Origin of the sequence: Endoryza foliicola (assembly GCF_050589245.1) — a bacterium.
GTDB lineage: Bacteria > Bacteroidota > Bacteroidia > Chitinophagales > Chitinophagaceae > Endoryza > Endoryza foliicola.
Genome location: NZ_JBOBEW010000009.1, coordinates 26,392 through 42,567, shown reverse-complemented (window position 1 = coordinate 42,567; position 16,176 = coordinate 26,392). Strand labels below are relative to the sequence as shown.

General features: G+C 40.7%; 11 protein-coding genes and 4 tRNA genes. 13 read left to right on the top strand and 2 right to left on the bottom strand.

Annotated features, from left to right (window positions below; genetic code table 11):
• The first annotated feature begins 47 nt into the window (after positions 1 to 47).
• From ACQ2HE_RS18075 to hscA, 3 genes are all read left to right on the top strand, one after another.
• Entirely contained in the window at positions 48 to 1,154 is a 1,107-nt protein-coding gene (locus ACQ2HE_RS18075; protein WP_472846345.1) for a putative type IX sorting system protein PorV2, read from the top strand.
• Between the two features lie 33 nt (positions 1,155 to 1,187).
• Complete coding sequence (porU2, locus tag ACQ2HE_RS18070) at positions 1,188 to 6,251, top strand: putative type IX secretion system sortase PorU2 (RefSeq protein ID WP_430900428.1); 5,064 nt, start codon at positions 1,188 to 1,190, stop codon at positions 6,249 to 6,251.
• Between the two features lie 87 nt (positions 6,252 to 6,338).
• A complete protein-coding gene (gene hscA / locus ACQ2HE_RS18065; protein ID WP_430900426.1) occupies positions 6,339 to 8,195 on the top strand; it encodes a Fe-S protein assembly chaperone HscA in 1,857 nt (618 codons plus the stop codon).
• Positions 8,196 to 8,244: 49 nt separating this feature from the next.
• Here the strand turns inward: hscA and ACQ2HE_RS18060 are convergent, their stop codons facing one another.
• Entirely contained in the window at positions 8,245 to 9,408 is a 1,164-nt protein-coding gene (locus tag ACQ2HE_RS18060; protein ID WP_430900424.1) for a hypothetical protein, read from the bottom strand.
• Between the two features lie 104 nt (positions 9,409 to 9,512).
• Positions 9,513 to 10,103, bottom strand: a complete 591-nt coding sequence (locus ACQ2HE_RS18055; RefSeq protein ID WP_430900422.1) for a riboflavin synthase — start codon at positions 10,101 to 10,103, stop codon at positions 9,513 to 9,515.
• On the opposite strand from ACQ2HE_RS18055, the gene rpsU reads away from it, so the two are divergent.
• The 10 genes from rpsU (at position 10,102) to tuf (ending at position 16,084) form a co-directional block, all read left to right on the top strand.
• Positions 10,102 to 10,401 carry a 30S ribosomal protein S21 gene (gene rpsU / locus ACQ2HE_RS18050; RefSeq protein ID WP_430900420.1) on the top strand — a complete coding sequence of 100 codons (300 nt, stop codon included), beginning with the start codon at positions 10,102 to 10,104 and terminating at the stop codon, positions 10,399 to 10,401. The two genes, ACQ2HE_RS18055 and rpsU, sit on opposite strands and share 2 nt — an antisense overlap.
• Before the next feature lie 67 nt (positions 10,402 to 10,468).
• Complete coding sequence (locus ACQ2HE_RS18045; protein ID WP_430900418.1) at positions 10,469 to 11,953, top strand: sulfatase-like hydrolase/transferase; 1,485 nt, start codon at positions 10,469 to 10,471, stop codon at positions 11,951 to 11,953.
• 27 nt (positions 11,954 to 11,980) lie between these two features.
• Positions 11,981 to 12,889 carry a tyrosine-type recombinase/integrase gene (locus ACQ2HE_RS18040; RefSeq protein ID WP_430900416.1) on the top strand — a complete coding sequence of 303 codons (909 nt, stop codon included), beginning with the start codon at positions 11,981 to 11,983 and terminating at the stop codon, positions 12,887 to 12,889.
• A gap of 162 nt (positions 12,890 to 13,051) precedes the next feature.
• Positions 13,052 to 13,351 (top strand): HPF/RaiA family ribosome-associated protein, encoded by a 300-nt coding sequence (locus tag ACQ2HE_RS18035; RefSeq protein ID WP_430900414.1) that lies wholly within the window; start codon positions 13,052 to 13,054, stop codon positions 13,349 to 13,351.
• A 73-nt stretch (positions 13,352 to 13,424) separates the two neighbouring features.
• Positions 13,425 to 14,066 carry a hypothetical protein gene (locus ACQ2HE_RS18030; RefSeq protein WP_430900411.1) on the top strand — a complete coding sequence of 214 codons (642 nt, stop codon included), beginning with the start codon at positions 13,425 to 13,427 and terminating at the stop codon, positions 14,064 to 14,066.
• A gap of 124 nt (positions 14,067 to 14,190) precedes the next feature.
• Positions 14,191 to 14,263 (top strand) — tRNA-Thr (locus tag ACQ2HE_RS18025).
• Positions 14,264 to 14,307: 44 nt separating this feature from the next.
• Positions 14,308 to 14,390, top strand: a tRNA-Tyr gene (locus ACQ2HE_RS18020).
• A gap of 125 nt (positions 14,391 to 14,515) precedes the next feature.
• Positions 14,516 to 14,588 (top strand) — tRNA-Gly (locus ACQ2HE_RS18015).
• A 72-nt stretch (positions 14,589 to 14,660) separates the two neighbouring features.
• Positions 14,661 to 14,732 (top strand) — tRNA-Thr (locus ACQ2HE_RS18010).
• A gap of 164 nt (positions 14,733 to 14,896) precedes the next feature.
• On the top strand, positions 14,897 to 16,084 hold the full coding sequence (gene tuf / locus ACQ2HE_RS18005) for an elongation factor Tu (protein WP_430900409.1): 1,188 nt from the start codon (positions 14,897 to 14,899) through the stop codon (positions 16,082 to 16,084).
• Positions 16,085 to 16,176: the final 92 nt, after the last annotated feature.

The following is a 16,176-nucleotide window of genomic DNA, read 5'->3' as shown; positions in this document are numbered from 1 at the left end:
TAAAGAAAAATTCGTCAATGAAATTGCTTATCTCGAAAATTGGAACGATGAAAAGAAAGATACTCATCGCATTGGTTTGTTTGATCGCAGCAACCCCTAGCGTGAACGCCCAGTTCAGAAAGTATTCAAATGAATTTTTGAATATTGGAGCAGGCGCTCGCGGATTAGCTATGGGGGGAGCCCAAGTGGCTTCTGTTTCCGACGGAACAGCAGGGTATTGGAACCCCGCAGCCTTGGTAAATGTGAAAGACTACCCACAACTCAACCTCATGCACGCCGAGTACTTTGCCGGTATCGGGAAGTACGACTACGCGTCTTTGGTACTACCTCTAAAAGACAATAAACGCGTTCTGGGCCTAAGCCTTTTGCGTTTTGCTGTTGACGATATCCCTAATACAATCTTTTTGGTTGAATCGGATGGTACCATCAATTTCAGCAATATTCAAACTTTCTCTTCTGCAGATTATGCGCTGTTGATTTCTATGGCGCAAAACAAATCACTCGGAAATGGAAAGAAACTAAGCGCCGGTATCAATGCTAAAATCATCCATCGTCAAGCCGGTAGTTTTGCCAATGCTTGGGGTTTTGGATTCGATGCAGGCGTTCAGGTAATTGGGAAGAAAGGACGTTTCGGTGTTGTGGCCAGAGACATGACTACCACCTTCAACGCTTGGTCATTTAGTTTGAACGACAAAATCCGCGAAGTTTTCTATTTAACGCAGAATGATATCCCTGTAAAATCTACAGAGCTTACCGCACCTCGCTTGATCGTAGGTGGAGCCTATAATTTTAAGCTTTCGAATGCAATCAAATTGCTTGCAGAAGCCAACCTAGATGTAACTTTTGATGGAAGAAGAAATACCGTTTTGGCAACTGATGTGGCCAGTATTGACCCCAAAATTGGTTTAGAAGCGTCTTGGAAAGATGTTCTTTTCATTAGAGCCGGGATCAATAATTTTCAAAAAGCACTGGACGACGCTGATATAAACAATACAAAGAAAATCTGGATCTATCAACCTAGCGTAGGTACCGGCTTTAAGATCAACAATGTTCAAATTGATTATGCCTTTACCAATCTAGCGAACCAATCGAATCCACTCTATACCCATGTTTTTTCTTTTAAGATCGACATGAAGAAAAAACAAACCAATTAATCACAACCTATGAGACTGATGAAACATTTCAATATGAAACGCTTTATTCAACTGTTCTTCTTCTTGATTATGGGTACCTGGGCCAGCGCTCAAACCTATAACAACGAATGGATCAAGTTCAGTCAAACCTACTATAAATTCAAAGTTGGAAAAGTAGGTATTTATCGAATTCCCAAAACCGTGCTCGATGCCCAAGGTATTGGAAGCACTCCGGTTGAGAATTTTGAACTATGGAGAAATGGAGTGAAAGTTCCATTTTATTCATCGGTAAGTACGGGTGCCCTGCCTACCAACGGCTACCTCGAATTTTGGGGCGTATTGAACGATGGTAAACCCGATAAACCATTGTATCGTGACCCCGCCTACCAACATACAGATGCGGTGAGCTTACAGTCCGACTCTTCGGTTTACTTCTTAAGTGTGAACACCAATCAGTCTGGTTTTAGATATGCCGACTTTACCAATAATGTTGCCTCTAATACGCAGCCGTTGGAGCCTTACTTTATGCATACCGCAACCAACTTCTATAAGTCTCGTCAAAATCTTGGATTTGCAGCCGTTGTTGGTGAATATGTTTATTCTTCATCTTATGATAAAGGTGAATTTTGGAGTTCAGCTCAAATTGCTCCTACGGGCCCACTAAATACAACCCTTAATAATCTGTACGTAAATAATGCTGTTCCTACCGCCACGCTTAATTTTGGCGCCGTAGGTAATGCATTAAACTCCCGTACCGTAAGGGTTGCAGTGAATGGCACTCAAGTTATGGATACTTTGATGGATTATTTCAACGATGTAAATACCTCTATTGAAATACCTACAAGTTTGATCAGCTCCAACATCGCAGCTGTTCGTTTTACGAATAATTGCGCTGTGAGCAGCGACCGTATCGTAATCTCCTATTTCACACTGACCTATTCTCGAAATTTCGATTTTGATAATAAAACCTTTTTTGAATTTTCTCTTCCGGCCGATGCGGATGGGAAATACTTGGAGATTACCAATTTCAATAACAGTGGGGTAGCACCAATCTTATATGATTTAACCAATGGTCGCCGTTTGGTAGGCGATATTTCTGAAGTTGGTAAGATCAAGTTTGCTATTCCGGCAACCGCTACTAACAGCAATTATGTGCTTGTAAATGTGGATGCCAATTTGAACACGGTAGCTTCAATGCAGTCCAGAACTTTTGTTGATTATAGCCTCGCAGCAAATGAAGGTGATTTCGTGATCATTACCACACCTTCACTAAATGTAGGTACCAATGGAAGAAAGCCTGTTGATGAATACGCTGCATACCGTTCTTCTGCCGCCGGTGGAAGTCATATCGTAAAAGTATTCGATGTAGATGAATTGGGTGATCAATTTGCCTTTGGTATCAGCAAACACCCACTATCAATCCGAAATTTTGTTTTATACAGTCGCGCTAAATTTAGTATTCCAATTAAGTACTACTTTCTCATTGGAAGGGGTATGGCCTATAACGAGTACCGAGCAAACTTAGCAGATCCTTCTACACACCAACTCAATTTGGTTCCTTCTTTTGGTAACCCTGCTTCCGATAACATGCTTACAGCAGTAGATGTTACCCATGCAACACCCGGAACACCCATCGGTCGTTTGTCGGTGGTACGCGGGTCTGAAATAGAAGACTATCTTGATAAAATCAAAGTATACGAAAACACACAGGTAACAGCGCCTAATACATTAGCAGGAAGACAGTGGATGAAAAACGTAGTGCATGTTACCGGTGCCAGTGATCTTTATCTGGGTACTGTATTGTGTAACTATATGTCGGTTTATAAAGAGCTGGCAGAAGACACCTTGTTTGGAGCACATGTTACTACCTTCTGTAAGAGTACCACTATCACTTCCGAGCAATTGAGCTCAGAAAAAATCAAACAACTTTTTGAAGAAGGGATCAGTGTGCTAACTTATTTTGGTCACTCTTCAGCAACAACCTTAGAATTCAATATCGATAATCCGGAGAACTACAACAATGCCGGTAAATACCCCATTTTCTTCGTAAATGGTTGTAACGCGGGTAACTTCTTTACCTACTATCCTCAACGTTTGTTGGTGAATGAAACCTTGTCGGAGAAATTTGTATTGGCTAAGGAGAGAGGAAGTATCGCATTTGTAGCAAGTACCCACTTTGGTATTGTGAACTACCTTAACATCTATCTCTATAATTTATATACCAATTTTGGAGATCAGCACTATTATCAAACTTTAGGAGAACTTCACAAAGCCTCTCTTGAAGATTTGCAAGATGCAGCAGGTTCATATGATTACTATGCCCGCGCTCACGGTGAGCAAATTACTTTGCATGGCGACCCCGCTTTGCGTTTGAATATCCAACAAAAGCCGGATTATGTTTTGGAAGAATCACTCATTAAGCTGGATCCTAGTTTTATCTCAATTGCCGAAGATTCTTTCCAAGTAAAAATCAATGTAGTGAACTTGGGAAAGGCCATTAGTGATTCCATTAAATTACAAGTGAAGCGCACCTTCCCCGATGGTTCTACCGCAATTATTTTCGATAAGAAAATCAGAGCTGTTAAGTATCAAGATTCTGTGATCATCAATGTGCCCATTGTTGCTACTCGCGACAAAGGAAATAATAGAATTACAGCCACCATTGATTCGGATTTGAAAATTGATGAAGTAAGTGAGTCTAATAACTCTACTTATAAAGACTTCTTCATTTTCGAAGACGAAGCTCGTCCGGCCTACCCCTATAATTTCTCAATTGTAACAACGCAGCGCCAAAAACTGATCGCTTCAACTTCGAATCCGTTCAGTACTATGAAGAGCTACGTTTTTGAAGTAGATACAACTGAATTCTTTAATTCCTCTTTAAAAATATCAAGAACGGTAAACTCAGCGGGAGGTATAATCGAATTCGATCCAGGTATCAACTATCTCGATAGCACTGTTTATTACTGGCGCGTTTCATTACTGCCTTCCAATGGCTCCGATTATAGATGGAATGGTTCTTCATTCATATACAAACCAGGTAATCAAGAAGGCTACAACCAGTCAACTTTCTATCAGCACAAGAAATCGGATGTGCATCGCATTACAATTGATAGTGCAAGCAAAGAATGGGAGTTTGGTGAGCGTATCAACAATATCTTCGCGAGAAATGGGGTATTCCCAACAGCGGCTAACCAAGCCGGTGACTTCTCGGTGACCATTAATGAGGCTACTGATATCTTGTCTGTTTGTGGTATCTCAAATGTGATCTTTAACGTAATCGATCCGGTAACCTTAAAACCCTGGTTTAACAATAACGCAGGTTTAGCAGGCCAATACGGAAGCGATGCCATCTGCGGTGTGAACCGTCGTTTCAACTTCCAGTACAATATCCTGGATACAAACAAACGTAGAAAGGTTGTTGAGTTTATGGATTTGATTCCTGATGGATACTATGTTGTATTCAGAAATACTTCCGGTATAGCCGCAAATTCAAATACCTATCCTTCTACTTGGATGGGGGATACTTCCTATCTCGGTAAGAACAACTCGATGTACCATCGATTGATGGCGCAAGGATTTACCAATATCGATTCATTTAACAGACCTAGAGCCTTCTTATTTATTTATAGAAAAAACAGGCAAGCTACGTTTACTCCAAAATCAACTTTCAGTGACGGCATAAACGACCGTATCACGCTCTCGGCAGATGCCTATTCTCCGGATACACTGGGGTATGTAACCTCTCCGAAGTTTGGTCCGGCCAAAGCATGGAAAGAAGTGATTTGGAGAGGCCATACACAAGACCTCACTGATGATGATAACCCTACAATTGATGTAATTGGTTATGATCCTACAGGTATTAGTTCATCTGTGTTGTACACCATCGATAAAAACTCTCAAAACTTTGATATTTCATCAATAGATGCAGCACAATACCCATACCTCCAATTAAAAATGCGGAACGTAGACTCGGTCAACCTTACGCCTTACCAATTGGATTACTGGAGAATTATTTATGAACCGGTACCCGAAGGCGCTATTGCACCTAACTTGTTGTTCACAAGCAAGGATACACTAGAAGTAGGTGAACCACTTCAATTTGCTCTGGCATTTAAAAACATCAGTAAAGCTGCTTTTGATAGTGTTTCAGTGAAACTAATGGTGCTCGACAAAAACAATGTGCAGCACATTGTCAACTTGCCGAAGAGCAGACCGATAGTTGCAGGCGATTCCATTGTAGTTCGATTTACTGTAGATACAAAAGACTATCCGGAAAATAATATCATGTATGTTGACGTGAACCCTGATAACCTCCAACCGGAGCAGTATCACTTCAATAACTTCATGTACCGTAACTTCTATGTTCGTCCTGATAAAACCAGTCCGGTAATGGATGTTACCTTCGATGGGGTGCATATCCTGAATCGCGACATTGTATCTGCGAAACCGCATATCGTGATCAAACTCAAAGATGAAGCGAAATTCCTCTTGCTCAACGATACAGCTCTTACCTCCGTTCAGTTGAAGTATCCGGATGGAACACTTCGTACGTATTCTATTGACAACGACACGCTTCGATTTGTTCCGGCAACCAGTGGCTCCGATAATACGGCAACACTTGAATTCAACCCACAATTCTTGAAGCAATACAATGCCGATGCAGATGAATATGAACTGATTGTAAAAGGAAAGGATAGAAGCGGAAACAAAGCAGGTGAGATCGAATACCGAATTCTGTTCCGTGTAATTACGAAACCGATGGTGTCGAACATGCTGAACTTCCCGAATCCGTTCAGTACTTCAACTGCCTTCGTATTTACCTTAACAGGAAGTGAAATACCGCAACAGTTCAAGATTCAAATCTTAACGGTGACCGGTAAAATTGTACGAGAAATAACCAAAGATGAACTGGGGCCTTTGAAAATCGGTAGAAACATCACCGAATTCAAATGGGATGGAACCGATATGTACGGTCAAAAACTGGCGAATGGAGTTTATCTCTACAGAGTGGTTACATCACTGAATGGCAAGCGTTTGGATAAATACACCAACGAAGGTGAAAATACCGACCGTTTCTTCAACAACGGCTATGGTAAAATGTACCTGATGCGATAATTCCTAAATTCGTAATACCTAAGGGGCGGCTGTTTTAAGCCGCCCCTTTAATTTTTCATACCTTTGTGCCCTTTAGAATTGATAGCTATGGCGAAAATTGGAATCAACCTGTCTACAGGTAGCTTGCAGAAAGAAGAAATTATTGTTGGAATTGACTTAGGAACCACAAATAGCTTGGTGGCCATCATTCACCCCGAAACCAAGAAACCGGTAGCGCTTAAAGAGCACAATTCTGCCTCTTTGGTTCCTTCTATCGTGCATTTTGGTTCTCATCAAGAAATTGTAGTAGGGGATACCGCCAAAGAGTTTTTAATAAGCGATCCCGCCAATACCATCTTTTCTGTAAAAAGATTGATGGGAAAATCTTACAACGATATCCGCAAGCAGTCATCGTTTTTCACATATAAAGTAATTGACGACGATACCGAGAAGCTGGTGAAAATTCAAATTGGAACCAAATTCTATTCACCTGTTGAGCTTTCTTCCTATATTCTGAAGGAGTTAAAAACAAGGGCTGAACACATTCTGAAAACGCCGGTTAACAAAGCAGTAATAACAGTACCCGCTTACTTTAACGATGCACAACGTCAGGCTACCCGTGATGCCGGAAAACTGGCAGGGCTCGATGTACTGAGAATTGTAAACGAACCCACCGCCGCCAGCTTGGCTTATGGCTTGGGCTTGAATCCTAATGATTCCAAAACAGTGGCCATTTATGATTTAGGGGGCGGTACTTTCGACATCTCGATCCTTAAAATTCAAGATGGTATTTTCGAAGTGCTTTCCACTAATGGAGATACCTATTTGGGTGGGGATGATTTCGACCGCGCCATTGTTGCCCACTGGATGAAAGAATTAAATTTGGGTGAAGCGGATATTGAAAGTGATAAAACCTTGGCCCAAATGCTTAGAGTGGCTGCAGAGAAAGCCAAGAAAGAACTTTCTTCATCTGAGGAGTTTACTACAGATATAAACGGTAGTGCACTAAAAATTTCAAAAGCGCAGTTTGAGATACTGATTCAGCCATTGGTTGACAAAACCTTGCAAGCCGCAGCCAATGCATTGAAAGATGCAAAACTTGGTATCAATGATATTGATGATGTAGTGATGGTGGGAGGCTCTACTCGCGTTCCACTTGTTAAGAATTCAGTTTCCAACTTCTTTCAAAAAAACGTTCACGATGAAGTGAACCCCGATGAAGTAGTGGCGCTAGGCGCAGCCGTTCAAGCTGATATTCTTTCAGGAAATAATAAAGACTTTTTGTTACTCGACATTACTCCACTTTCTCTTGGTATTGAAACCATGGGTGGATTAATGGACGTAATCATACCACGTAATTCCAAAATACCAACCAAAGCAGGACGCCAATACACCACGCAAAAAGATGGTCAAAGCGGTATGCGCGTATCCGTATATCAAGGCGAGCGTGATTTAGTGAAAGACAATCGGAAACTTGCTGAATTTAATTTAGCCGGCATTCCGGGTATGCCTGCCGGGTTGCCTAAAATTGATGTCAATTTCTTGTTGAATGCAGATGGAATTCTGGTAGTTACTGCAAAAGAGCTTCGCAGTGGTGTAGAGCAAACCATTGAAGTGAAGCCTCAATATGGTTTAACAGATGCAGAGGTAGAACAAATGCTTCTCGATTCCATCACAAATGCAAAAGACGATATCGCTTTGCGAGCCCTAGTTGAAGCGAGAACCGAAGCCAATCAATTAATAGATGCCACAGAGAATTTTATTAATAAGAATGGCAAGTTGATGACAACTGCTGAAATTGAAGAAACGCAAGCAGCCATTATAAAACTTGCAGAACTTGTTAAGAGCGGAACCAAGGATGAAATTCAACATCAACACGAAGTGTTGAATTCCATTTCCAGACCTTATGCCGAACGAATCATGGACCTGGCCGTTGCAGCTGCCATGAAAGGCAAACAGATATAATTTAAAAGCTTACTGATTTAAATCCTGTCACTTGCTTGGCAGGATTTTTTTATAATATAGAGATGGAGAAGTATTGATATTCTATAGCGCGCTTCATTCTTGGAAACAGTTCTCTCAATCCGGCAAATGCCAAGAGCAATAAAAAAGGAAACAGCGGCATGATGAAGCGGTTCAGCCAATCGTCGCAGCTAAACAATACACTCAAACAGAAAAAGCAGCACAATATGAAAATGTAACTCTTGATGCCAATCACTTCAATCTTCCCTTTCAATAAACCAAACAATGCTAAACTGTACAAGGGATAGCAGAGAATCATTAAAGCATAATTATGTGCCGTACTATAGTAGGTACGAGTCATACCCCAAAAAGCGATCAGTTTCTTTTCTGCGAGATCCAGTAAGAGCGCACTATTGTGGCTGGCGAAATACCACAAGCCACTTAAAGAGTTTCCGTCTGCAGGTAAATTAATTCGATCGGCCATTCCTGTTGGCACTCCGCAAATGATATGCCCCTCAATAAAAGGTTTCATGAAGTCAAACTCGCCTTCCCCTTTCATCGCCAGCTCCAATACAATGCCGAAGCCTAGTAGTCCCAATACCCACATCCCCAAAACTCTCCACCAATAACTTGCTAAAATCCATTCTATCGTAAGGAGAATCATTACGGCCGGAATGATCAACATTCCGGTAGGACGTGTAAAAAGCACTAACAATCCTAATGTGTAACAGCCAATACTGAATCGACCATGGTCGATACAATGAATCAAGCTAACAGTAAAAAGGATGGTGAAACTTATGAAAAGACTTTCCGTATATAAATGAGTATTCCAAATTTGAAGCGGGATGAAGAAAACCAAAGCTAAGCCGCAAAAAACTGCACTCGGCGTTTTGCCAAAAAGTTTTCTCGCTAAATCGGCAAAACGTATCGTCGCAAACAAATTGATCAAGAGTTGAACGGCTAGTACCCCATACTTGCCTACGTGCAAAATATTCGCAACTAAATGAAGGAAAATGAGAGGAGAATAAAAGATGTATTTCGGTTCTGAAAAGCTAAGATGTTTGCGAAAGTAAAGCGCTTCATTTAAATATTTTGGTGCTTCACCTGTAGTTACAATTCCAAATTTCCAAAGAAGGATTCCTTGAACTATGAACCATGAACCAATTAGTATCCAATAAAAATGATCATACAGCGGGTTACCCGATCTTTTACTCATAATCAAAGCAGCTGGTCTGTTTAAACGAATGTATTGTTTTTCCTACAATAACCGGATGTTTAAATAGGGGATCGGGCTTGATTGATGGTGACACCAAAATGTATTTAGTTTCTCAAACTCAGAAACCGCTGTACATATTTTCCTACCATATCAAACTCCAAATTCACCTTTTTTCCCTTGGTTAATTGGTGCATATTGGTATGTTCGAACGTATAAGGTATAATGGCTACAGTAAAACTGTTACGGGTAACATTGAAAGCCGTTAAAGATATTCCATTTAAGCTAATAGAGCCTTTTTCAATCATCAAAGCAGTAAATTTCTCGTCAAATTCAATGGTATATTCCCAACTGCCACCCAGGTCTTTTCTTTCTACGCAAACACCAATACCATCTACGTGCCCCTGTACGATATGACCGTCGAGTCTTCCATTCCAACTCAAACACCGCTCAAGATTCACCACGTCACCCGTTTTCCAGTCACCCAGATCCGTTTTTTGGAGCGTTTCCAAAATGGCCGTTACAGTATGCTCTTCTTCTGTTACCGTTTCCACTGTTAAACAAACTCCATTGTGAGAAACGCTTTGATCTACCTTTAATTCTTTGGATATCAGCGACTTAACAGTAAAACTGCGATTCGTTCCATTTTCTACTACTTGGGTAATGATTCCCTGTGCTTCAATTATTCCGGTAAACATGTCACAAATTTCGGTTTTTTTGTACAGGATTTTTTTCTTTTTTATTCCTTTTCCTCTTATCTTTGCAGCCCTTAAAACCAGTAAAGGAGGTATATACATTATGCTTATTATCGATTCAAAAGATTGCGAAAACATTGACAAGGCGCTTAAGAAGTACAAGAAAAAGTTTGAGAAAGCTAAAATTCTTTTGCAACTGAGAGAACGTCAGTCGTACACAAAACCTAGCGTTAGACGTCGTGGTGAAGTGTTGAAAGCAGTCTACAAGCAACAGATCGCTAGCGGAAAAATCGAAGGTTAATTTTACCTGATTTATCAATATTTTTAGGGCAGTCATTTCATGACGGCCCTTTTTTGTTTACATCCCATTGTCGTTTACGAATTCCATAAAAAAGATATTTGAGCACCCGCTTCATGTGGCCGGTGTTGTATTGTTTTTCGTGGTTCACGGAATGGCGGAAAACAAAGGACTTATTCCAATCTCTGAAATTGGCTTTTTTCTATTGAAATCATTCGGATTTCTCTTGCTGTTTTTTATGCTCTTAAAATGGCGCAAGTGGCCGCTTTATCCGGCAACCATTGTACTCTCTTTTGGCCTGTTTTTCTACCTTTTCTTTGGAGCAATTCAAGATGCTTTGAAAAGCACCTTCCTCGCTTCGCTGTCAAAGTACTCTGTTCTTTTGCCTTTATTTGTAGTATTGATATTCGTTGGTTTTCGCACTCTTAAAAACCACTCGAAGGCTGCAACTCGATTGAACCGATTTCTAAATACATTACTAACCGTATTTATATTGGTGGATCTTGTATCACTTGCGGTTGTTAACAACAACGCGGCCTTGCCACTTGTAACACCTCATGCAAAACTTAAATCGCAGTCCTCTGTAAAACCGAATATCTATTTGCTGGTAATGGATGAATACGCCGGTGAAAAATCCTTGCAACAAAACCTGCATTTTAACAATCAGGCTTTTCTTTCCAAACTAACTGAAAAAGGATTTTACATTGCATCGAATGCTTCCAGTAATTATGCAAGCACGCCAATATCAATGGCTTCATTTTTTGAAATGAGCTATAACAATTGGTTGGATTTGAAGCGACCCATAAAAGCGGAGGACTATTCAATTTGTGCGAAGAAAATGTCGGAAAGTAGTTCCATGAAATGGCTCTCAGATCTAGGATATGAAACAATCAACCTTTCCATTTTCGACTTCACAGGAAAACCTTCATTGAACCAATCGAGTTTTCTAAAACAAGGGATACAATTGATTACCAATAAAACACTGGCCAGCAGAATGGAACGCGATCTAATTTGGATGGTTTATCAATACATCGCACCAAAATGGGATGGCCTTGCCACGTATTTAGCTAATAAAGGGGACGAAGGAAATCGGAAATTGTATCAGCTCACACTGGAGGAAATCAATAAAGATAAGCAACAGCCTAAGTTTGTATATACGCATCTTATGATGCCGCATTATCCCTATGTGCGAGATAGTTCGGGAGCTTTAAGAAAGGGAAATCTCTTTCAAAGCTTAACTACAGATCAACAGAAAGGAGCCTACTTGCAATACTTGAACTATGCGAATACTCGCATATTGGAATTACTTAAAGCCATCGAATTTAAAGAGAAGGGGAAGGCTATTGTAATGGTCATTGGAGACCATGGGTACCGAGCGGATCCAAAGCAACAATCTTGCTTCGACACACACAATAATTTGGTGGCTGTTTATTTGCCTCAAAGAAATTATCAATACTTGTACCCTTCTATCTCCAATGTCAATGTATTCAAAGCTGTTTTCAAATCGACCTTCGATTCTACACTGGTTTTTGAAAAAGACCGCTGTATAGAATAGTCGCCTATTATTTCGTAATTTTAATCAGTGAACGCGAATCCAATACCATATCAGTCTTTTCTCGATTATCTCAAATTTGAAAAGAGGTATTCTGTTCACACCATTCGATCGTACCAAGACGATCTGATCCAATTCTTCGATTTTTTAGCCACTACATACGGTGCTGTTTCAATCAAAGAAATCACAGCGCCAATATTGCGTTCTTGGTTTGCTCAATTACGAGAACAAGGAATCACTGCTCGATCTATTCGTCGTAAAATGTCGACCTTGAAATCCTTCTTTAAGTTTCAAATCAAACAAGGCGAATTGAAGCAATCGCCAATGACCACCGTAACCACGCCAAAAATTGGAAAGCGCTTGCCCGATTTTGTGCCTCAGGAAGACATGGAATTGTTGTTACAGTCAATTGAAGCTACTGAAGATTGGAAGGGGATGAATGCTAAACTATTGTTTCAACTATTTTACAATACAGGAATGCGTTTGTCGGAATTGGTGCAATTGAAAGATCGGCAAATAGATGCGGCCAAAGCCGTAGTAAAGATTCTCGGAAAGGGGAATAAAGAACGGGTAGTTCCTATTAGTAAGGATTTGGTGAAATTGATTCAGGGATATCAACAGGAGCGTGATCGACTGTTTGAACGAAAAACAGATCGTTTTCTGGTGACGGAAAAAGGACAGGGGCTTTATCCGAAATACGCATACCTGATAATAAATCATTATTTAAAGAGTGTTAAAACATTGGATCAAAAGAGCCCCCATACTTTGCGGCACAGCTTCGCCACTCACCTTACCAATAATGGCGCTTCTATCAATGCAGTAAAAGAATTGTTAGGCCATTCAAGCCTAGCCGCTACGCAGGTTTACACGCATAACAACATTGATAAATTGATGGAGGTATTCAAGAAAGCACACCCCAGAGAACAACAGTCCGATTAGCGAAAAGGAAGCCGGTTGGCCTAAATATTTGCCATTATTTTTTTGGAAAAAACAGGTATTTGGTTTAAATTGTATTGAACGATGTATACGAAGTTGGAAGCAAGTTCGTTATGCATTAAATAGTTCTTAAAATATTGTTCACAGTTTTAAAATGCGATTGTTATGAACGTTAACATTCAAACTGTACGATTTCATGCTGACTCTAAACTTACTGAGTACGTAAATCGTAAATTGGAGAAATTGAATACTTTTCACGATCGAATCATTAAAGTGGAAGTATATCTAAAACTGGATAATGTAGTACATGCCATTAAAGACAAAATCGCAGAAATTAAAGTACTGGTTCCCCGCCAAGAATTTTTTGTAAAGACCAGTTCAAAATCTTTCGAAGAGTCTTTTGATCATGCGATGGACTCCATCATTAATCAGATCAAACGAAGAAAAGAAAAGCAAGCCGCCTAAATTATTGTCCCGCCAAAAGCGGGACTTTTTTATTTCCGTAGGTTACCATTTTCATCCTCTTGTATCAATTGATATGAAATGGTGGTTGTTACTTTACTTATCCCTCGTTGGTGCTTGTATTCAAAAGCCCCAATCCATACAAGCTCCGGTTTTATACATTCAACCATTTCACGATGCCGATTCACTACTTGTGCTTTCCATTGCTGCTGCAATCCAATCCGCTTCTGATTTTCAGGTAACGCTTTTACCGCCGGTTAAAGCACAGGCGCAAACCATTGATCCGGTTCGAAACCGTTATTGGGCTTCGAGGCTGTTAGATCAACTTAAACCCACCATAAATAAAAAAGATCAGTTTGTTTTAGGAATAACAGGAACTGACATGGCCATAGCCAAAGCAGATGGTTCTTCTTGGGGAATTATGGGCTTGGCTTATTTGAACCGTTCGGTTGCTGTTGTCAGTTCATTCAGGCCCAAAAGGAGAGGAGCGAGCTCAGAAAAAGTAAAAGAGCGCATGGTGTTGTTGGCCTTGCACGAGTTGGGCCATGCGCAAGGACTGGATCATTGCAAAAATAGCACCTGCTTAATGCGCGACGCTGAAGGGAAAATGCACGTAGACGACTGTAAAAGCTATTGCAAAACCTGTTTTCAGTACCTAAATGACCGAGGTTTTATTCAAAAAAGAGGGATTTATTCACAACTAACTGAAAACAAGTAAAAAAAACTGGTATAAAATTTTTGTATTTCTCAAATTCCGTTACCTTTGCCTTCCCAAAAAAACGGGTAGTTCTTTGATAATAAGTAGAAGCGCATAAGAAGTTTCCTACTTATTTGATAAATAGGCCACTTTAGCTCAGCTGGTAGAGCAACTGATTTGTAATCAGTAGGTCGTTGGTTCGATTCCGACAAGTGGCTCTTTCTGAATGAATTGTTTTTCAATAAGCAATGAGTTCTGAGTTGGGCAGATTCCAGAGCGGCCAAATGGGGCGGACTGTAAATCCGCTGTCTTTCGACTTCAGAGGTTCGAATCCTCTTCTGCCCACAGTACAATTTGAAAAAAGGAGCATTCTAAATGCATCAAATACGAATTGTAAGTTCTTTAAAATGGAAGATTTTGATGGTTTTATAACTGTATGGTTATGAAGTGTCAAATTCTCGAATTAAAAAGCGGGAGTAGCTCATTTGGTAGAGCGATAGCCTTCCAAGCTATAGGTGGCGAGTTCGAGCCTCGTCTCCCGCTCTGTTTAGTTTGTAGTGTTCGGTACCGATGAAAGACTCGTACAACGGAACTCCGATACACAAAACTGAGTGTGCCGTTGTAGCTCAGTGGTAGAGCACTTCCTTGGTAGGGAAGAGGTCGTGAGTTCGATTCTCACTAACGGCTCTTGTTTTGAAGGTGGAAACCAAAAATTTCCTACTTTCGGCCCGGAAATCAGGAATTTTTAGTGGAAAATGGCCTGATGTGAGTAAATACGGTACGTGCGACGTAACTTCGCACTCCAATTAATAAAACAAATATTGTAAATCCACAACTAAAAACAGATAACGATGTCAAAAGAGACCTTTAAGAGGGACAAACCCCACGTTAACGTTGGTACAATCGGTCACATTGACCATGGTAAAACCACTTTGACTGCTGCAATCACTACCATTCTTTCTCAGAAGGGTTATGCACAGGCGAAAAAGTATGATGAAATTGATGCTGCTCCTGAAGAAAAAGAGCGCGGTATCACCATCAATACTGCTCACGTGGAATATCAAACCGATAACCGTCACTACGCTCACGTTGACTGTCCTGGTCACGCTGACTATGTAAAGAACATGATCACAGGTGCTGCCCAAATGGACGGTGCTATCTTGGTTGTGGCTGCTACAGATGGTCCTATGCCCCAAACTAAAGAGCACATCCTTCTTGCTCGTCAGGTAGGTGTACCTCGTATGGTGGTATTTATGAATAAAGTTGACTTGGTTGACGACGCTGAGTTGTTAGACCTCGTTGAAATGGAAATCCGTGAATTGTTAAGCTTCTACGGTTTCGACGGCGATAACACACCTATCATCAAAGGTTCTGCAACTGGTGCATTGGCTGGTGAAGACAAATGGGTGAAAGCTGTTGAAGAGTTGATGGCTGCTGTAGATTCATACATTCCTTTGCCTCCTCGTCCAGTAGATCAACCATTCTTGATGTCTGTAGAAGACGTATTCTCAATCACTGGTCGTGGTACTGTTGCTACCGGTCGTATTGAGAGAGGTCGTATCAAAGTGGGTGAAGGTGTTGAAATCGTAGGTTTGATTCCTGATCCTTTGACTTCTACTGTAACAGGTGTGGAAATGTTCCGCAAGTTGTTGGATGAAGGTGAAGCTGGTGATAACGCAGGTTTGTTGTTGCGTGGTATTGAGAAAACTCAAATCCGTCGCGGTATGGTAATCTGTAAGCCAGGTTCTATCACTCCACACACTGAATTCAAAGGTGAAGTTTACGTGTTGAGCAAAGAAGAAGGTGGACGTCACACTCCATTCTTTAACAAATACCGTCCTCAGTTCTACTTCCGTACTACCGACGTAACTGGTGAAGTTGAACTCGCTGCAGGTACTGAAATGGTTATGCCTGGTGATAACACTAGCATCACTGTTAAATTGATCCAACCAATCGCGATGGAAAAAGGTTTGAAATTCGCGATCCGTGAAGGTGGACGTACCGTAGGTGCCGGTCAGGTATCTGAAATCATCAAATAAGCTTAGAGCCACAAGCTTTTAGCTTTTTGCCGAAAGGCCGTGTAAATAGCTTATATTTACACCGATAAAAATTCTAAAAGCTGTCTCGTTTT